The following is a 17,648-nucleotide window of genomic DNA, read 5'->3' as shown; positions in this document are numbered from 1 at the left end:
ACCTCTCATGGTCCGAAGTTCCGCGATCAGGTCCCGCTTCAGCCGGCGGCCGGTCTCCGCCGAGCGGTTCTCGTGCCGGTGATCGGCAGGCGGCGCGGGTCCCCGCGCGGCTGCGGGAAGGGCCGGCGGGGGCCTACCTGACGCGTCCGTGGAGGAGCTCGACCAGGGTCCGGTGGGTCTCGTCGAGCGGGCGGTCCGGGTGCAGCGCCCGCCGTTCGATCGTGACGGTCAGCACCATGCCGAAGATGGCGGTGGCGGCCGTGTCGACGTCGAGGTCCTTCCGGACCGCGCCCTCGTCGACGGCCCTGCGCAGCACGGCCGCGTAGACGCCGAGCACCTCGGAGCGGAACGTGACGATCGCCTGTTGCCAGGCGGTGCGCCACATCTCGGCCAGCAGCACCCTGGCGAAGGCGCCGTACTGCTCGAAGAACTCCAGCTGGCCGCGCACCGCCGCGTCGAGCGCGGCCAGCGCGGTGTCGCCCACCGCCGCCTCGCCCAGCGCGGCGGCCAGGCGCTCGATGCTGTGGTCGAGCAGGGCGGCGAACAGCGCCTCCTTGGTGCCGAAGTTGTAGAAGACGGTGCCCTTGGCCACCCCCGCGCGCTCGGCGATCGCGTCGACGGTGGTGGCCGAGTAGCCCTGCTCGGCGATCAGCTCGATCGCCGCGGCGAACACCTTGCGGCGGGTCTCCGGCCTGGTCACAGCGACAGCTCGGGGTGCAGGCGCTGGACCGACCAGGTGCGGCCCCTGTTCACGGCGAGGACCGTGAGCGCGAGCCCGAGGAGGAGGAACACGGTGAGCACGCCGCCAGCCTGCCACACGACGGTGAGATCGCCGCCACTGATCAGCCGGCGCAGGGCCGAGACCAGCCAGCTCATCGGCAGCCAGGGCGAGATCGTCTGGAAGAAGCCGGGCGAGGTCTCGATCGGGTAGGTGCCCGCCGCCGAGGTGAGCTGCAGCATCAGCAGCGCCAGCGCGACGACCCTGCCGGGCGCGCCGAGCAGCGCGTTGACCGCCTGGACGAGCGCCATGAACGCGCCCGTGGCCAGCAGCAGCAGGCCCGCCACGCCCGCCCAGTGCGCCGCCTCCAGACCCAGCGCGAACCTCAGCACGGCCAGCAGCACGCCGACCTGCGCGGCGCCGAGCGCGAAGGCCGGAACCCAGCCGGACAGCGCCACCCGCAGCGCGCCCGCCGAACCGGCCAGCAGCCGGGGGTTGAGCGGGCGCAGCACCATGTAGGCGATCATCGCACCCACCCAGAGCGCCAGCGGCACGAAGAACGGCGCGAACCCGGTGCCGTAGTTGGGCACCTCGTTCTCGACGGACTTCGCCAGCCGTACGGGGTCGCTCATCATGTCGGTGCGCCCGTCACGCTCGGACCGGCTGTAGTCGGGGATCTGCTCGACGCCGTCGGACAGCCCGTCGGCCAGCTCCTTCGAGCCGTCGCTGAGCTTGCCGGAACCGTCGTGCAGCTTGCCGACGCCGGTGTGGAGCTGGTCGGCGCCGTCGTTCAGCCGGCCGACGCCGGTCCGCAGCCGGGTGGCGCCGTCAGTGAGCTTCACCAGCCCGCCGCCGAGCTTGCCGAGGCCGTCGGTGACCTGCTGGGATCCGTCGGCCAGCTTGCCGACGCCGGTCGTCAGCTTGCCGACGGCCGTGCCCGACTTGGCGATGCCCGCGTCGACCTGCGCCGCGCCGTCGGCCAGCTTGGCCAGACCGGCGTCCAGCTGGTTGTACTGCTCGCGCAGCGCCGCCACCTGCGGGCCCACCTTGGGCGCCGCCTCGGCCACCTTGCGCGCGCCGGCGGCCAGCTCCCTGGCCTCCCGCTGCAGCTGCGCGACACGGTCCCGCGAGACGGAACCCGTGTCCTGCCCGCCCATCGCGGCGGCCCTGTCGGCGACCGACTGCGCCGAGGAGACCGCCGCGCCGGCCAGGCGCCGCAGCTCGGGGTCGGCGTCCGGGTGCGACTCCAGATAGTCCTGGACGGCCTGCGCCCGCCCGGCCGCCGTCTGGGCCGCCCCGCTCACCCGGTCGGCGCCCTGCGGCGAGGCCGTGCCCAGCCCGTCGGCTATCGCGTCGAGCCCGTCGGCGATGCGGTCGGCGGCCTCGCCCACGCGCGGCCCCCACTCCTCCAGGACCGGGATGTAGGTGTCGGCGGCGCCGTTGACCTTGTCCGCGTTGGCGTGCACCTGGTCGTAGACCTGCTTGTTGCCGGCGGCGACCTTCGCGGCGCCGTCACCCAGCTTGGTCAGCCCGGTGCCGAGCTTGGCCAGGCCGTCCTGGGCGGTGACCAGGCCCTTGGTGACCTTGGCGGAGCCGGCGGCGAGCTTGCCGGTGGCGGTGTTCGCGCTGCCGAGGCCGACGGTGAGCTGCTGGGCGCCGTCCCTGGTCTTGCCGAGGCCGTCCGACAGCTGCTGGGTGGCGTTCTCGGTCCTGCCCAGGCCCTTGTCGATCTTGTTGGCGCCCTGGTGCAGCTCGTCGGCGCCGTCGGCCGCCTCGGCGGTCTTGTCGTGCATGTCGCCGATCGAGACGAAGACCTGGTCGAGGTAGTCGCGTACGGCGGTCTGCGCGGCCGCCGCCCTGACCTCGTTGAAGACGGCGTCGGAGATCGAGCCCATGATGTAGGAGCGCCCGGTGTCCACCTCGACGCCGAGCTGGGCGGGGGAGGGCGTGCCGTCCTGCGCGGGCGAGGCCAGGCGCGTGCTGAAGTCGGCGGGGACGGTCAGCGACAGGTAGTAGCTGCCGTCGCGCACGCCGTCGGCGGCCTGGGCGGCGGTGGTGGCGTGCCAGTCGAAGACCTTGCGCTCGGCGAGCTCGTCGGCGAGGTCCCGGCCCGCGTGCAGCGTCTTGCCGTCGGCGTCGGCGGGCCGGTCCTCCATCACCAGGGCGACCGGCACCCGGTCGAGGTGGCCCTGCGGGTCCCAGAACGACCACAGGTACAGGCCCGCGTACAGCAGGGGGAGCATCACCACGCCGGCGATGGCCGCCCTGGTCAGCCGGGACCGGGAGAACCGGCGCAACTCCTTCATCTCACAGCTCCACGAGGTGGTCGTGACGGGCGGGCGGGGTCACGCACGAGGCGACCACGGTGGCGCGCAGGTCCCTGAGCAGGTTCCAGAGCGCGAGCTGGCGCTGGGGCGGCAGGCCGGCGTCGATGTTGTCGGCGACGATCACGGCGGGGGAGTCGAGCAGCGCGAGCGCGACGCCGAGCCGTACCCGCTGCTCCCTGTCGAGCTCCCGCACGAGCGTCCGCGGATCCACCTCGAGGCCCGCCCCCTCGAGGGCCTCGGCGTGGTGCTTGCGCCCCCTGCGGCGCTCGTGCAGGTGCTCGTGGACGGTCAGCGCCTTGTCGAAGTCGGTCACCCCGTCGACCAGCGCCAGGGCCGCGACCCTGCGGATCGCGCGCGGCCTGGTGTGCCCTGCCACCTGCAGGGTGCCCCCCGTCGGCCGCATCCGGCCCGCGAGCGTCAGCAGCAGGCTCGTCCGGCCGCTGCCCGTCGGGCCCGCGACCACGGTGAGGGAGTTCGCGCCCGCCTCGAGCGAGACGTCGGCGAACACCCCCTGCACCGACAGACCCTTCGCGACGATCACCACGACTCCCTTTTAGAACTGACCAGTCAGTACAAAAGGTAACGCATGGGACAGCCGCGGCAGTGCCGCGGCCGGTGTGATGATGCCCACGCCGGCGGGCCGGCCGCCTAGGGCAGGGGGATCAGGTAGGCGATGAAACCGCGGTTCTCGGCGACCTTGTCGTACAGGCGCCGCGCCGTGCTGTTCGACTCCTGGGTGTGCCAGTAGACGCGCCCGCAGCCGCGCTCCCTGGCCTCCTCGGTCACCGCCGCGATCAGCGCCCGCGCCACCCCCTTGCCGCGCGCCTCCGGCGCGGTGAACAGGTCCTGCAGGTAGCAGGCGTCCGCGTCCGGTTTCGAGGTGCTGGGGTGGTAGAGGTAGTGGGTGATCCCGACAAGCTCGCCGTCCAGCCTGGCGCCGAGCGCGTGCACCCTGGTGTCCTTCTCGAACTCCTCCCAGGCCCGCCGGTACGTCTCGTCGGGCTCGGTCCGCTGGTAGAAGTCGATGTAGGCGCGGAACAGCGCCTCCCAGGCGGGCCGGTCGTACGGCTGGAGCCTGCCAATGCTGATCATGTGCACTTCCCGGTGGATGCGGTCACGGGCGGTCCAATCTAGGGACCGGCGGGCCGGCGCGACACGCCCACTTCGCCGCGAAAGCCCGCGACCACTGCGCGGCGCGGCCCCGGCCGGGCCGCGCCGTCGCGTCCGTCAGGCGCCGGCGGCGGACTGCGCGCCGTACTGCGCCAGGAAGAGGGCCTCGGTGGTGACCACGCGGCGCAGCTCCTCCAGGTTCAGCCGCTCGTTGGGGGCGTGGATCGCCGCGTCCTCGTCCTCGGCGCCGAACAGCAGGATCTCCGCCAGGGGGAACTGCTTGAGCAGCGTGTTGACCAGCGGGATCGAGCCGCCCGCGCCCACGTCGCGCGGCGCGCGGCCGAAGGCGCGCTCCATGGCGCCGTTGAGGGCCGCGCGGGCGCGCCCGCCCGAGTCGGCCTGGTATCCGGAGCCGACCGTGAAGTCGCTGAAGCTCACCTTCACGCCCCACGGTGCGACCTGCTGCAGGAACTCGGTCACGGCGTCGAGCGTCGTCTTGGGGTCGCCCGCCGGCGGGATGCGGACCGTCACCCTGGCCCTGGCCGCCGGCTGCACGGCGTTGATGGCGCCGGAGACCGTGGGGACGTCCAGGCCGGTCACGGTGATCGCGTAGGAGGACCACAGGCGGTCGGCGAGGGAGCCGGAGCCGACGAGGGAGACACCGTCGACGACGCCCGCCGTGTTCCTGAACTCCTCCTCGGACGGCCCGGCGCCGAGGAAGGTGCCACGCGGCAGGCCGGGGACGCGGATGTCGCCGTTGTCGTCGTGCAGGGAGGTGAGCATGCGCATGAGGGCGGCCAGCGCGTCGGGGGCGGCGCCGCCGAAGGAACCGCTGTGGACGGCCTCGCGCAGCGTCCGCGTCTCGACGGTGAAGGCGGCCATGCCGCGCAGCGACGTCGTGACGGCGGGGTCGCCGACGCGGGGGTTGCCGGTGTCGGCGACGATGATCGCGTCGGCGCGGAGCAGGTCGGGGTTGCGCTCGACGAAGGCCTCCAGGCGCTCGCCCGCGTACTCCTCCTGACCCTCGATGATCACCTTGACGCCGACGGGGAAGCGGCCGTGGAAGGCGCGCAGCGCGGCGACGTGCGAGATGATGCCCGACTTGTCGTCGGCGGTGCCCCTGCCGTACAGGCAGCCGTCGATCAGGGTGGGCTCGAAGGGCGGGGTGCGCCAGGCCGCGGGGTCGCCGGCGGGCTGGACGTCGTAGTGCGCGTACAGCAGCACCGTGGGAGCGCCGGGAGGGGCGGGGGCCTCGCCGTAGACGGCGGGGAAGCTGCCCTCCACGGGGATCTGCTGGACGTGCGGCAGACCCGCGCTGCGCAGCAGTTCCTCGGTCACGGCGGCGGCGGCGAGGACGGGCTCCTCGGGGTGGCCGGGGAAGGCCACGGAGGGGATGGAGGCCAGACGCCTCAGGTCCTCGACGGCCTGGGGCATTCCCGCCGCGACGGCGCTCTCTAGCTGGTCAGGAGTCACGGGTTGTCCCCCGGTGTCGTTCTGGACAGTACGCCTCATTGCATCACAGAAGGTTCCGCATGCTGGAAATGGGTCTTGCGCGCCATGCGGATTTCGTTGATATTACAGAGGCGTTCTGCGAATCCCGGTTTTCTTGCAGAGTGTTGCCACGCTTTCGCTTGGCAACACCCCGTGTGAGCATGCACACTGTGGGGAGTTCAGACACGAGGGAAGATAGCGATGACGCAGCCCGAAAACGACGTGCTCAAGGCCGCTCAGGACAACCTGTGGTTGCATTTCACCCGCCACAGCTCCTACAAGGAGCACGAGATCCCCACGATCGTCAGGGGTGAAGGCGCCTACATCTACGACATCCACGGCAAGCGTTACCTCGACGGACTCGCCGGACTCTTCGTGGTCCAGGTCGGCCACGGCCGCAGCGAGCTGGCCGAGGCGGCCGCCAAGCAGGCGCAGGAGCTGGCCTTCTTCCCGCTGTGGTCCTACGCCCACCCCAAGGCGGCCGAGCTCGCGCACCGGCTGGCCAAGGAGGCGCCCGGCGACCTCAACCGTGTGTTCTTCACCACCGGTGGCGGCGAGGCGGTCGAGACCGCGTGGAAGCTGGCCAAGCAGTACTACAAGGTCACCGGCAAGCCGCTCAAGCACAAGGTGATCAGCCGCCAGATCGCCTACCACGGCACCCCGCAGGGCGCCCTGTCGATCACCGGCATCCCGGCCTTCAAGCAGATGTTCGAGCCGCTCGTGCCCGGCTCCATCCGCGTGCCGAACACCAACCACTACCGCGCCGACGAGATCTCCGGCATCAAGGGCATGACGCCCGAGCAGTACGGCCTGTGGGCCGCCGACCGCGTCGCCCAGGCCATCGAGATGGAGGGCCCCGACACCGTCGCCGCCGTCTTCGTCGAGCCGGTGCAGAACGCCGGCGGCTGCTTCCCGCCGCCGCCCGGATACTTCCAGCGGCTGCGCGAGATCTGCGACGAGTACGACGTGCTGCTGGTCTCCGACGAGGTCATCTGCGCGTACGGCAGGCTCGGCACGATGTTCGGCGGCCAGAAGTTCGACTACACGCCCGACATCATCACCTCGGCCAAGGGCCTGACCTCCGGCTACTCGCCGCTCGGCGCCATGATCGCGCACGACCGGCTGTTCGAGCCGTTCAAGGACGGCGCCGAGATGTTCGCCCACGGCTACACCTTCGGCGGGCACCCGGTCTCCGCCGCCGTCGCGCTGGCCAACCTCGACATCTTCGAGCGCGAGGACCTGCTCGGCCACGTCACCCGCAACGAGGGCGCCTTCAAGAGCACGCTGGAGAAGCTGAAGGACCTGCCCATCGTCGGAGACGTCCGCGGCTCCGGCTACTTCTGGGGCATCGAGCTGGTCAAGGACAAGACGACCAAGGAGACCTTCAGCGCCGAGGAGTCCGAGCGGCTCATCCGCGGCTACCTGTCCAACGCCCTGTACTCCCACGGCCTCTACTGCAGGGCCGATGACCGCGGCGACCCGGTCATCCAGCTCGCCCCGCCGCTCATCGCCGGGCAGAAGGAGTTCGACGAGATCGAGTCGATCATCCGGACCGTCCTGGTCGAAGGCCTGAACCTCCTCTAAGCACCCCCCTCTCAGGAAAGGAACCACCATGAAGATCGGCGTTCCCGCCGAGGTGAAGAACCACGAGTACCGCGTCGCCGCCACCCCCGCCGGTGTGCACGAGCTGGTACGAGGCGGCCACGACGTTCACGTCCAGCGGGGCGCCGGTCTCGGTTCGCACATCACCGACGAGGAGTACCTCGCCGCCGGTGCCAAGATCCTCGACTCCGCCGACGCCGTGTGGGGCGAGTCGGAGATGGTGCTCAAGGTCAAGGAGCCCATCGCCGAGGAGTACCACCGCATGCGCGACGACCTGGTGCTCTTCACCTACCTGCACCTGGCCGCCGGCAAGGAGTGCGCCGACGCGCTGCTCAAGGCGGGCACCACCGGCATCGCCTACGAGACCGTCCAGGTCGGCAACGCCCTCCCGCTGCTCGCCCCGATGTCGGAGGTCGCGGGTCGCCTGGCTCCCCAGGTCGGCGCCTACAACCTCATGCGCTTCAACGGCGGGCGCGGCGTGCTGCCCGGCGGCGTCCCCGGTGTCGCCCCCGCCAAGGTCGTCGTCATCGGCGGCGGCGTCTCCGGCCTCAACGCGGCCCAGATCGCGGTCGGCATGGGCGCGGACGTGACCGTCCTCGACACCAACATCGACCGCCTGCGCTTCATCGACGCCGTCTACCAGGGCAGGCTGAAGACGCTGGTGTCGAACGCGTACGCGATCGAGCAGGAGGTCCTCAAGGCCGACCTGGTCATCGGCGCGGTCCTCATCCCCGGCGCCAAGGCCCCGACGCTGGTCTCCAACGAGCTGGTCTCCCGCATGAAGCCCGGCTCCGTGCTCGTCGACATCGCGATCGACCAGGGCGGCTGCTTCGAGGACTCCCGCCCCACCACGCACGCCGAGCCCACCTACCCGGTGCACAACTCGATCTTCTACTGCGTGGCGAACATGCCCGGTTCGGTGGCGAACACCTCGACGTACGCGCTCACCAACGCGACGCTGCCCTACGCGGTCAAGCTGGCGAACCTGGGCTGGAAGGAGGCGCTGAAGGCGGACGCCTCGCTCGCCCTCGGCCTCAACACCCACGCCGGCCAGGTCACCAACGAGCCGGTCGCGCAGGCGCTCGGCCTGCCGTACGTGCCGGTGGCCGACGTGCTGGCCGCCTGACGGACGAACCTCTCACGACGACGCCCGCCGGTTCGCCCCCCGGCGGGCGTCGTCATGTCTCAGCGGGCGCACAGGCGGCCGCGGAGCTCGCGCGCCGTGGCCAGGACGTGCTCGATCTCCGACGGCGTGGGCCACGGCGCCGTCCCCGGCCGCACGATCGTCGCCCGCACCGACGCCAGGTGCTCCACCGCCGACGGCCGCATCCCGCTCCGCTCCACCAGCCAAACCACCACGTCGGTGTGGTCACGCGGCGGCCTGGTGAGCAGGTCCCACGTGCCGAGGATCTCCGTCAGGTCCCGCACCCGCAGCCTCGCCCCGCCCCTGCGTCCCGTCGCGGCGGCCGCCAGCTCGGCCCTGGCCGCCAGCTCGGGTTCGGCGAGCCGGTCCCAGGTGGGCGGCGGCGGGTCGGCCAGCCACTTCTCCGCCTCCTGCGTGTTGCCGGTGGCCGACAGCAGCCCCCCGAGCTCCACCGCCGCCCGGTGGTGCCCGGCCGTCGCCGCCTGCCGGAACCAGTGCTGGCCGCCCTCCAGGTCGCCGAGCTCGGCGATGAGCAGCAGCCCGAAGTTGAAGGCCGACTCCGCGTCGCCGCTCGCGGCCGCCCTGCCGAACCAGTGGCTGGCCCCCTGCGAGTCGGACAGCTCCACGCAGACGAACCCCGCCATCCGCTGGTCCTCGACCCGCCCGGCCTGCGCGGCCCGCTCGAACCAGGCGCGTGCCGTACGGAGGTCGCGGTGCGACAGTGCGATGCCGCCGAGCTGGGAGGCGGCGCCCGGGTGCTCGTTCTTGGCGGCCAGCCGGAAGCAGGACTCGGCGCCCTCGGGGTCGCGGGTGGCCTGCAGGTAGAGCCCCAGGTGGTAGGCGGCGTCGGCGTGCCCGCCGCGAGAGGCGTACTCCCAGCAGCGGACCGTCTCCTCCTCCTCGCCCGCCTGGTAGGACAGGAAACCCAGGTCGTGGGCGGAGGCGACGTCGCCGTCGGCGGCGGCCCTGCGGTGCCACTCGCGGGCGACCGGCAGCTCGCCCGCGTCCTCGCAGATCAGCGCCAGCCGCCTGGCCGCCTGCCGGGATCCGGCCCGCGCGGCGGTCTCGAACCACCCGCGGGCCGCATCGACGTCGCCGCGCGACTCCAGCAGCAGGGTCGCCAGGTTGACCGCGGCCTCGGCGTCACCCGTGCCCGCCGCCAGCTCGTACCACCGGACGGCCTCCTCGAGCGTGCCGTGCTTCTCGTGCCAGACACCCAGGTTGTAGGCGCTGTCGACGTTGCCGGCCGCCGCGGCCCGCTCCCACCAGTGCCTGGCGGCCGTGCGGTCGCCGCGCTGGGCGAAGAGCCTGCCCAGCCGGTGGGCGGCCTGGGCGTCGCCGTCCTGGGCGGCGACGATGAGATCGGGCTCGCCCCCGGAGCGGGGCGCGGGAACCGGCGCGGTCGTCTCGAGGACGTGCCCGGCCGGCGCCGCCACCCCCTGCTCGTTCTGCCACCACGTCATGGCGCCAGGGTGACATGTGATGACGTGGTGGCGGAGTGTAATCGACGAGAACGTTCACCGTGACGTGCCGGCGACGAACCTGACGAACCCCGGGTACATGCCCATCGCGCACGAGTAGCGCAGCGTCCCCGGCTCCTGCGGCGGCAGCCGTACGGTCGCCGGCAGCGTGACGTCCCTCCCGGCGATCGACACCGTCCCCGCGCATCCCGGCGCGCTCGTCCTGAAGACCAGCGTGACCGGCGTGCGGGCGGGCATGGTGACGATGCCCGGCCGGTAGCCGTCACTCGTGGCCCAGATCGTGGCCGTGCTCGCCACGCTCGCGGTGCCCGCCGTGCCACCCGTGGCCGCCGCCGCGGGCGAGCTCGGCAACCAGCCGCCGAGGCTCAGCCCCGAGCCGATCGTCCACACCCCGACGGCCACCGCGGTGCCGGCCGCCACCACGGCGAGCCTGGTGCGCGACAGCCGGCGGACGACGAACCCCAGCAGCGCGAGGGCGGGCGAGGTGCCGATCACGAAGCCCGCCATCACCGCGGCCCCGGCGATCGCCGAGCCGCTGGAGACGGCCACCATCTCCATGCTCAACGTCACCCCACAGGGCAGCAGCAGCGTCGCGGCGCCGAGCAGGGGTGCCTTGAGCGGCCGTCCAGGCGGCGGGGGAGCGCAGCGCCGCCGGCGGAACGTCCTGGCGGCGAACAGCAGCACCGTGACGCCCGCCGCGATCAGTAGGACCGCGCGGACCGGCGTGGGCAGCCTGATCACCGCGCCCAGGGCGCCGAGCAGGCCGCCCGCCACGGCGTACGCGGCCAGGCGGCCTGCCAGGAACTGGCCCACGGCCCACGGGGAGGCCCCCGTCAGGCCGAAGAGCAGACCGCCCTGCATCGCCGTACAGGAGGCGGCGCCCGCCACCAGACCGGCGGCGAGCCCGCTGACGAACAGGGTGACCGGCTCCACACCCTCATCCCCGCCTCGGAGTTGTCTTCGCCTGCACGCTAACCTCACGCTCCGCAGGCGGCCAGTAACAGTTGTTTCACCGGTGGGAGCGTTTACGACCTCAGCACGGACGAGCGCTGGAGGTACTCCTCGTCGTCCAGCTCGCCGCGGGCGTAGCGCTCGGCGAGGATCTGCTCGGCCGAGGCCGTACGGCTCGGCGGCGGCCCGCCCCGGACGCCGGCCCGCCTGCCCTTGACGAAGAGCGTCGCGGCGCCGGCCAGGACCAGGGCCCAGAAGATCGGGAAGACGGGCCAGAAGAAGCTGTGCATCGCTGGTGTCCTTTCTCGACGATGCCAGCAGCCGGAGCCCGCGCCGTCAGAGCCAGCCCGGCCGCACCAGGCCCGACTCGTAGGCGATGACCACGAGCTGCGCGCGGTCGCGGGCGTGGAGCTTCATCATCGCCCTGCTCACGTGGGTCTTCGCCGTCGCAGGGGACATGAACAGCCTGGCGGCGATCTCGTCGTTGGTCATTCCCGTGCCGACCAGCGCCAGCACCTCCCGCTCGCGCTCGGTCAGCAGGTCGAGCCCGTCGGCGGCGACCGGCTCCTTGGCCCGCGTCGCGTACTCCGCGATCAGCCTCCTGGTGACGCTCGGCGACAGCAACGCCTCGCCCGCCGCCACCACCCGCACCGCCTGGATCAGCTCGGCCGGCTCGGTGTCCTTGACCAGGAATCCGCTGGCCCCGCCGCGCAGCGCCTCGAAGACGTACTCGTCGAGCTCGAAGGTGGTCAGGATGATGACGCGCGGGCCAGGCGGCATCTGCCTGGTCGCGGTCAGCCCGTCGGTGCCCGGCATGCGGATGTCCATGAGCACGACGTCGGGCGCGTGCTCGCGCGACAGCCGTACCGCCTCGGCCCCGTCGGCGGCCTCGGCGACGACGCTCATGTCGGGCTGCGCGTCGAGCAGCGCCCGGAACCCGGCCCGCACCAGCGCCTGGTCGTCGGCCAGCAGCACCCTGATCATTCTGTTTCCTCCGGTAGTGGCAGTCTCGCCTCGACCTGGAACCCGCCGCCCGCCGGCCCCGCGACCAGCGTGCCACCGAGCGCGGCGGCCCGCTCCCGCATGCCGGGGATGCCGTTGCCGCTGCCTGCCTCGGCCAGGACGGCAGGCATCGCCGGGCCGCTGTCGGCGATCGCGATGACCAGCTCGGCGGGCCGGTAGTCCAGCCGCACCAAGACCCGGGAGCCTGGCGCGTGCCGGGCGGCGTTGGTGAGCGACTCCTGCACGATGCGGTAGGCCGCGCGCTCGACCTGCGCGGGCAGCGGGCGCGCGCCGCTCTGTTCGAGCGACACGTCGAGCCCCGACCGTTCCACCAGGTCGCCCAGCCGGTCGAGCCCCGCCGTCGGCGAGCGGGGCGCGCCCTCACGCAGCACGTTCAGCACCGAGCGGAGCTCGCCGAGCACCTCCTTGGAGGCGCTCTTGATCGTGGTGAGCGCGGCGCGGGCCTGCGACGGGTCGTCGTCCATCAGGTGCAGCGCGGTTGAGGCCTGCACGTGGATGAGCGAGATGTTGTGCGCCAGCACGTCGTGCAGCTCCTGCGCCATCGTCAGGCGCTCCTCGCTGGCCTGGCGCCTGGACTCCTCCTCCGCCACCCGCGCCCGCTCGGCGCGGCTCTCGCGCCGGTACCTGGCCAGCTCCCCGGCGGCCAGGATCAGCGCCATGACCGCGACGATCGCCAGCACGTGCCACAGGCCGGGCGAGGGCGGGTAGACCAGCCAGGTCGAGTAGATCAGGAAGAAGACGGTCGTGAGCCCGGAGGAGATCAGCGCGAGCTTCCTGCGACCCTCGGCGACGGTCTGGAAAAGCATGATGATCGGGCTGGCGAACACGGGCCCGTACGGGTAGCCGCCCCACAGGTACAGGCAGGTCGCCGTGAGCGTGAGCGCCAGCGACGTCGCGGGGAAGCGGTTCCTGGCCAGCATCATCGCGGGCCCGACCAGCAGCAGGAGGACGGCCGTCGCGTCGACGGGCACGCGGTCGTGCTGCCCCAGGCTCGCCCCCTGGGAGGCGATCACCTGGAACGCCGCGACCACCAGAGCGAGATAAGGGGTCTTGCGCACCCACCCACGCTAGACGAGGACACCGGCCAGGACATCCGCCCGATGTGGCAGGGGGCCCTACCACCGGCGGCGTACCTGGTCCATTGTGGGGATCATGCGCCGACACATCCTCGCTCTCGTCGCCGTCACGCCGTTCCTCGTCGCCGCACCGGCCGTCGCCGGGCCGGCCGTGGATCACAAGCCGCCGCCCGCCGTGAAGCAGCCCGTCGCCGAGGGGTACGGCGGCGCCGTGGCGACCGTCGACCTCGACGCCAGCAAGGCCGCGCTCGCCGTGCTCAAGAAGGGCGGCAACGCGATGGACGCCGCGGTGGCGGCGGGCGCGGTGCTCGGCGTCACCGAGCCCTACTCGGCCGGGTTGGCCGGTGGCGGGTTCATGGTCTACTACGACGCCAGGCGGGGCAGGGTCTACTCGATCGACGGGCGGGAGACGGCGCCCGCCGCGATGACGTCGACCTCTCTGGAGGGCATCCCGTTCGAGGAGGCCGTCACCAGCGGCCTGTCGGCGGGCGTGCCCGGCGCGGTCGCGCAGTGGGACCTGGCGCTGCGCAGGTTCGGCACGGTCAGCCTGCGCGACGCGCTCAAGCCCGCCGTCGAGGTGGCGTCCAAGGGTTTCGTCGTCGACCAGACCTTCCACGACCAGACCGCCGCGAACGCCGCCCGGTTCAAGGACATCGCCTCCACCGCCAAGCTCTACCTGCCGAACGGCGCGCCGCCACCGGTCGGCTCGGTGTTCAGGAACCCCGAGCTCGCCGACACCTATCGCGAGCTGGGCAGGCGCGGCCCCGAGTGGCTGTACGGCGGGCGGCTCGGCCAGGAGATCGTCGCCACCGTCAAGAACCCGCCGATCACCCCCGGCGCGACCCGCAACGTGCGTCCCGGCCTGATGGAGGTCGCCGACCTCACCGCCTACCGGGCGCTGACGCGCGAGCCGACGCGGGTCGACTACAACGGCATGCAGGTCTACGGCATGTCGATCCCGTCCTCGGGCGGCTCCACGGTCGGCGAGGCGCTCAACATTTTGGAGGCGCTGCCCACCGTGGGCCTCCACGAGTTCCTGGAGGCTTCGCGGCTGTCGTTCGCCGACCGCGGCAAGTACGTCGGCGACATCCCGAACGTCCCGCTGGCCGAGCTGCTCAGCGACGGCTTCGCCAAGGAACGCGCCTGCCTGGTGGGCGAGCGGGCGATGGCGCACCCGGCCGCCCCCGGCCAGCCGGACGGCACCTACGCCGACTGCGAGCGCCCGCTGGACGAGGCGTCGGCACCGCCCGCTGAGGAAGGCCCGGAGACCACCCACCTGGTCGTCGCCGACCGCTGGGGCAACGTGGTCGCCTACAACCTCACGATCGAGTCCACCGGCGGCAACGGCATCGTGGTGCCGGGACGCGGCGTGATGCTCAACAACGAGCTGACCGACTTCACCTTCGGCCCGGCGCCCGGCGACCCGAACCTACCCGCCCCCGGCAAGCGCCCCCGCTCGTCGATGGCCCCGACCATCGTGCTCGACGAGGGCAAGCCGGTGCTGGCCGTCGGCTCGCCCGGCGGCTCGACGATCATCACGACCGTGCTGCAGATCCTGGTCAACCGCTACGAGTTCGGCATGAAACTGCCGGACGCGCTCGCCGCGCCCAGGGCCACCCAGCGCAACACCGCCCAGACCCAGGCCGAGCAGGCCTTCCTCGACCGTTACCGGGCCGAGCTCGAGGCCAAGGGGCACACCTTCGCGCTGAACCCGGAGATCGGCGCGGCGACCGCCCTGGAGTTCGTCGGCCGGGGCAGGATCCAGGCCGTCGCCGAGCCCGTACGGCGGGGCGGCGGCAGCGCGCTGGTCGTTCGTAGCGCGCCGTAGTCGTCCGATCACGTATCGTGCGGTGGGTCCCTGTCCCCTGTCGAGAGGAACCCCCGCACGATGCCTCCGCACCTGATGCTCGCCGCCGCCTTGGCCGCCACCGTCCCGGTCCTGCCCGCGGTCGTCCCGGCCCGCCCCGCCGTGCCGGTGCCGCAGGCCGTCCCGGCGGTGCCGGCGCCGGCCTGCCGGGCGGACGTGTGCCTGTGGACCGGCGCCCGGTACACCGGTGCCCTCCGCACGTGGCGGGAGGCCGACGGCAACGTCCACATCGGCCCCGAGCACGCCGACAGGGTGGGCTCGTTCGTGGCCAACGCCGAGGTCTGCTTCGTCGACACGGCCGACTCCGAGTGGAGCTGGAACGAACGGCGCCGGGCGGGTGCCGGCGACTACAGCCCCAACTACCTGCGCCGCTTCGGCCAGCGGATGGACCGCATCGCACCGGCCCGCTACTGCTAGCGCGCGCGCCGGTCGGGTCTTCGGGGTGGCGGCGCGGCGGTGCCGGCCGGCTAGTAGATCAGCTCGAAGGCGTCGGGCTTCATCCGCCTGGTGCGTGCCCAGTACTCGAAGGTGAAGCCCGGCCAGACCGTCCGGTTGACCCCGTGCTCGTCCAGGTACCACGAGTCGCACCCGCCCTCGCTCCACACCAGCCGGCCGAGGCGTTCCTGCAGGCGCCGGTTGAAGGCCCGCTGCCGCTCCGGCTTGACGTCGATCGCCCTGGCCTGGGTCCTGGACAGCAGTCGCAGGCAGTCCATGACGTAGCGGACCTGCGACTCGATCATGAAGACCACGGAGTTGTGGCCCAGCCCGGTGTTGGGGCCGAGCAGGAAGAACAGGTTCGGGAAGCCCGTGGTCGTGATGCCGTAGTAGGCCTCGATGCCCTCCTGCCACGCGTCCTGGATCTTCACACCGTCCCTGCCGACGATCCGCTGCTCCTGCAGGGCGTCGGTCACCTTGAAGCCGGTGCCGTACACGACGACGTCGGCCGCGTGCTCCTTCCCCGTGACGTCGACGACCGCGTGGCCGCGCAGCTCGGCGATGCCGTCGGTGACCAGCGAGACGTCGGGCCTGCCGAGCGCGGGATAGTAGTCGCTGGAGATCAGGACGCGCTTGCAGCCGATCGTGTAGCCGGGCGTGAGCTTGCGGCGCAGCTCGGGGTCGGGCACCTGGCGTTCGAGGTGCCGCAGGGCCATCCGCTCGTGGAAGGCCATCAGCCTGGGGTCGACGGCGAAGCCGAGCGCCCTGGTCTCCAGCGTCCAGTAGATGCCGTTGCGCAGGGCGCGGGCGGCGCCGGGCAGCGTGAGCAGGCGCTTCATCCGGTCGGGGACGGCGAAGTCGGGCTTGGGGTGGATCCAGGGGGGCGTGCGCTGGAAGACGGTCAGGTGGGCGGCCTCTTCGGCGATCCGCGGGACGAACTGGACGGCTGAGGCGCCGGTGCCGACGACCGCCACCCGCTTGCCCCGGAGGTCGACGCTGTGGTCCCACTCGGCCGAGTGGAACGCGGGCCCGGCGAACTCACCCGCTATTTCCGGAAATTTCGGGACGTGGAGGGCGCCGATGGCGGAGATCACCGCGTTGGCGCGGAGCGTCCGGCCGTCCGAGGTGGCGATCTCCCATTCCCTGCCGGTGTATTCGAGGCTCACGACGTGCTTGCCGTACCGGATGTGGGGGTCGATGCCGTACTTCCACGCGCAGGCGCGCATGTACTCCCAGATCTCCTCCTGCGGGGAGAACATCCGTGACCAGCCCGGATTGAGCTCGAAGGAGTAGGAGTACATGTGCGAGGGGATGTCGCACGCGCACCCGGGATAGGTGTTGTCGCGCCAGGTGCCGCCCAGCTCGCCGGCCTTCTCCAGGATGACGAAGTCGTGGAACCCGGCCTCCTTCAACTTGATCGCCATCCCGATCCCGGCGAAACCCGAACCGATGATGACGATTCCCGGCTTGTCACTGGTTGCCACGGGACCTCCTGTACGACGCGAACTCGGCATGCGCGGGGGAGATGGCGATGTAGTCGAGAGCGGCCTTCAGGTCGCCCTCCTGGCTGGGATGGAAACCGGGCCGCAGATACCTCGGCGCGGCCATGACCAGGCTGCGTAACGTCGGCACCCTGCCCTGGCGGGCGCGGCGGAGGAAATGCGTCCACCTGGCCTGGACGCGACCGGCCACGACCGGGTCGCGGGCCAGCAGGAACGCCGTGCCCCGCCTGACCAGGGTCACCAGGATGGGCCCGGTCATGAGCATGGTGCGCGCCCTGCGCGTGTAGGCGCCGTCGAGGTGCATGAACAGGTCGAAGGCCACGCTGCGGTGCTCGACCTCCTCGGCGCCGTGCCAGCGCAGCAGATCCAGCATCACGGGGTCGGCGCCGGCCGCGTCCAGCGGCCGGGCCCGCAGGATCCAGTCGCCGAGCACCGCCGTGTAGTGCTCGATCGCCGCGATGACGGCCAGCCGCTCCTTCAGCCAGTAACCCCTGGCGAACGGCGGCATCGTGTGGTCGCCGAGCAGGCGCTCGAAGAACCACTCGACGTTCTCGACGAAGGGGGCCGTGTCCAGGCCCTGCTCCTTCATGTGCTCGAGCACCCGCTGGTGGGCGACCGCGTGCGTGCCCTCCTGGCCCATGAAGCCCTTGACCTCGGCCTTCAGCCTCTCGTCCGTGACGTACGGCAGGGCCTGCTTGAAGACGTGCACGAACCACCGCTCACCCGCCGGCAGCAGCAGGTGCAGCACGTTGATCAGGTGCGTGGAGAAGGGGTCGCCCGGCACCCAGTGCAGCGGCGTGTCCTCCCACGAGAAGCGCACCCTGCGCGGCTGGATCATGCCGCCCTCCACAGGTGGACGTCGACTTTATTGGACACAGAGTCCAATGTAGACAGAGATGCGTGCCCTGGTCCAGAGGTGGT

The 17,648-nt window shown here is 72.0% G+C and carries 16 protein-coding genes; 4 read left to right on the top strand and 12 right to left on the bottom strand.

Features of this window, described 5'->3' with window-relative positions:
* Positions 1-133: 133 nt before the first annotated feature.
* The 5 genes from ACWDLG_RS41790 to ACWDLG_RS41770 form a co-directional block, all read right to left on the bottom strand.
* Positions 134-700 (bottom strand): TetR/AcrR family transcriptional regulator, encoded by a 567-nt coding sequence (locus tag ACWDLG_RS41790; RefSeq protein WP_449930707.1) that lies wholly within the window; start codon positions 698-700, stop codon positions 134-136.
* A complete protein-coding gene (locus tag ACWDLG_RS41785) occupies positions 697-3,024 on the bottom strand; it encodes a YhgE/Pip family protein (protein WP_449930705.1) in 2,328 nt (775 codons plus the stop codon). Before ACWDLG_RS41785 ends, ACWDLG_RS41790 begins: the two co-directional genes overlap by 4 nt.
* 1 nt (position 3,025) lies before the next feature.
* A complete protein-coding gene (locus ACWDLG_RS41780) occupies positions 3,026-3,586 on the bottom strand; it encodes an ATP-binding cassette domain-containing protein (protein ID WP_354911317.1) in 561 nt (186 codons plus the stop codon).
* Between the two features lie 107 nt (positions 3,587-3,693).
* A complete protein-coding gene (locus ACWDLG_RS41775; RefSeq protein ID WP_449930702.1) occupies positions 3,694-4,137 on the bottom strand; it encodes a GNAT family N-acetyltransferase in 444 nt (147 codons plus the stop codon).
* 135 nt (positions 4,138-4,272) lie between these two features.
* Entirely contained in the window at positions 4,273-5,628 is a 1,356-nt protein-coding gene (locus ACWDLG_RS41770; RefSeq protein ID WP_449930700.1) for a M20/M25/M40 family metallo-hydrolase, read from the bottom strand.
* Positions 5,629-5,847: 219 nt separating this feature from the next.
* On the opposite strand from ACWDLG_RS41770, the gene ACWDLG_RS41765 reads away from it, so the two are divergent.
* Positions 5,848-7,230, top strand: coding sequence for an aspartate aminotransferase family protein (locus tag ACWDLG_RS41765; RefSeq protein ID WP_449930698.1), 1,383 nt, complete (start codon positions 5,848-5,850; stop codon positions 7,228-7,230).
* Positions 7,231-7,258: 28 nt separating this feature from the next.
* Positions 7,259-8,374 carry an alanine dehydrogenase gene (ald, locus tag ACWDLG_RS41760; protein WP_449930696.1) on the top strand — a complete coding sequence of 372 codons (1,116 nt, stop codon included), beginning with the start codon at positions 7,259-7,261 and terminating at the stop codon, positions 8,372-8,374.
* 59 nt (positions 8,375-8,433) lie between these two features.
* On the opposite strand, the gene ACWDLG_RS41755 is transcribed toward ald, so the two are convergent.
* From ACWDLG_RS41755 to ACWDLG_RS41735, 5 genes are all read right to left on the bottom strand, one after another.
* Complete coding sequence (locus tag ACWDLG_RS41755; protein ID WP_449930694.1) at positions 8,434-9,855, bottom strand: tetratricopeptide repeat protein; 1,422 nt, start codon at positions 9,853-9,855, stop codon at positions 8,434-8,436.
* A gap of 54 nt (positions 9,856-9,909) precedes the next feature.
* Positions 9,910-10,806 (bottom strand): urease accessory protein UreH domain-containing protein, encoded by an 897-nt coding sequence (locus ACWDLG_RS41750; protein ID WP_449930692.1) that lies wholly within the window; start codon positions 10,804-10,806, stop codon positions 9,910-9,912.
* A gap of 92 nt (positions 10,807-10,898) precedes the next feature.
* Positions 10,899-11,114, bottom strand: a complete 216-nt coding sequence (locus tag ACWDLG_RS41745; protein ID WP_354911334.1) for an SHOCT domain-containing protein — start codon at positions 11,112-11,114, stop codon at positions 10,899-10,901.
* 46 nt (positions 11,115-11,160) lie between these two features.
* A complete protein-coding gene (locus tag ACWDLG_RS41740) occupies positions 11,161-11,808 on the bottom strand; it encodes a response regulator transcription factor (RefSeq protein ID WP_354911337.1) in 648 nt (215 codons plus the stop codon).
* Entirely contained in the window at positions 11,805-12,905 is a 1,101-nt protein-coding gene (locus tag ACWDLG_RS41735; protein WP_449930690.1) for a sensor histidine kinase, read from the bottom strand. The genes ACWDLG_RS41740 and ACWDLG_RS41735 overlap by 4 nt, the downstream gene beginning before the upstream one ends.
* 94 nt (positions 12,906-12,999) lie before the next feature.
* Between ACWDLG_RS41735 and ggt the strand changes: the two genes are divergently transcribed.
* On the top strand, positions 13,000-14,751 hold the full coding sequence (gene ggt / locus ACWDLG_RS41730) for a gamma-glutamyltransferase (protein ID WP_449930688.1): 1,752 nt from the start codon (positions 13,000-13,002) through the stop codon (positions 14,749-14,751).
* A gap of 60 nt (positions 14,752-14,811) precedes the next feature.
* Entirely contained in the window at positions 14,812-15,207 is a 396-nt protein-coding gene (locus tag ACWDLG_RS41725; RefSeq protein WP_449930686.1) for a hypothetical protein, read from the top strand.
* A 50-nt stretch (positions 15,208-15,257) separates the two neighbouring features.
* Here the strand turns inward: ACWDLG_RS41725 and ACWDLG_RS41720 are convergent, their stop codons facing one another.
* On the bottom strand, positions 15,258-16,739 hold the full coding sequence (locus ACWDLG_RS41720) for a flavin-containing monooxygenase (protein WP_449930684.1): 1,482 nt from the start codon (positions 16,737-16,739) through the stop codon (positions 15,258-15,260).
* Positions 16,696-17,565 carry a metal-dependent hydrolase gene (locus tag ACWDLG_RS41715; protein ID WP_449930682.1) on the bottom strand — a complete coding sequence of 290 codons (870 nt, stop codon included), beginning with the start codon at positions 17,563-17,565 and terminating at the stop codon, positions 16,696-16,698. Before ACWDLG_RS41715 ends, ACWDLG_RS41720 begins: the two co-directional genes overlap by 44 nt.
* Positions 17,566-17,648 lie beyond the last annotated feature (83 nt).

The sequence above is a fragment of the Nonomuraea sp. NPDC003727 genome, assembly GCF_053586935.1.
The sequence above is the reverse complement of the archived record's forward strand: the minus strand, read 5'-3'. Positions and strand labels throughout refer to the sequence as shown.

What these genes read in the sequence shown, in the direction of transcription:
- ggt (WP_449930688.1), top strand. Translation starts at nt 13,000, where the DNA reads ATGCGCCGACACATCCTCGCTCTCGTCGCCGTCACGCCGTTCCTCGTC.
- ACWDLG_RS41755 (WP_449930694.1), bottom strand. Translation starts at nt 9,855, where the DNA reads ATGACGTGGTGGCAGAACGAGCAGGGGGTGGCGGCGCCGGCCGGGCAC.
- ACWDLG_RS41715 (WP_449930682.1), bottom strand. Translation starts at nt 17,565, where the DNA reads ATGATCCAGCCGCGCAGGGTGCGCTTCTCGTGGGAGGACACGCCGCTG.
- ACWDLG_RS41785 (WP_449930705.1), bottom strand. Translation starts at nt 3,024, where the DNA reads ATGAAGGAGTTGCGCCGGTTCTCCCGGTCCCGGCTGACCAGGGCGGCC.
- ACWDLG_RS41745 (WP_354911334.1), bottom strand. Translation starts at nt 11,114, where the DNA reads ATGCACAGCTTCTTCTGGCCCGTCTTCCCGATCTTCTGGGCCCTGGTC.
- ACWDLG_RS41725 (WP_449930686.1), top strand. Translation starts at nt 14,812, where the DNA reads ATGCCTCCGCACCTGATGCTCGCCGCCGCCTTGGCCGCCACCGTCCCG.
- ACWDLG_RS41740 (WP_354911337.1), bottom strand. Translation starts at nt 11,808, where the DNA reads ATGATCAGGGTGCTGCTGGCCGACGACCAGGCGCTGGTGCGGGCCGGG.
- ald (WP_449930696.1), top strand. Translation starts at nt 7,259, where the DNA reads ATGAAGATCGGCGTTCCCGCCGAGGTGAAGAACCACGAGTACCGCGTC.
- ACWDLG_RS41775 (WP_449930702.1), bottom strand. Translation starts at nt 4,137, where the DNA reads ATGATCAGCATTGGCAGGCTCCAGCCGTACGACCGGCCCGCCTGGGAG.
- ACWDLG_RS41720 (WP_449930684.1), bottom strand. Translation starts at nt 16,739, where the DNA reads ATGCCGAGTTCGCGTCGTACAGGAGGTCCCGTGGCAACCAGTGACAAG.
- ACWDLG_RS41765 (WP_449930698.1), top strand. Translation starts at nt 5,848, where the DNA reads ATGACGCAGCCCGAAAACGACGTGCTCAAGGCCGCTCAGGACAACCTG.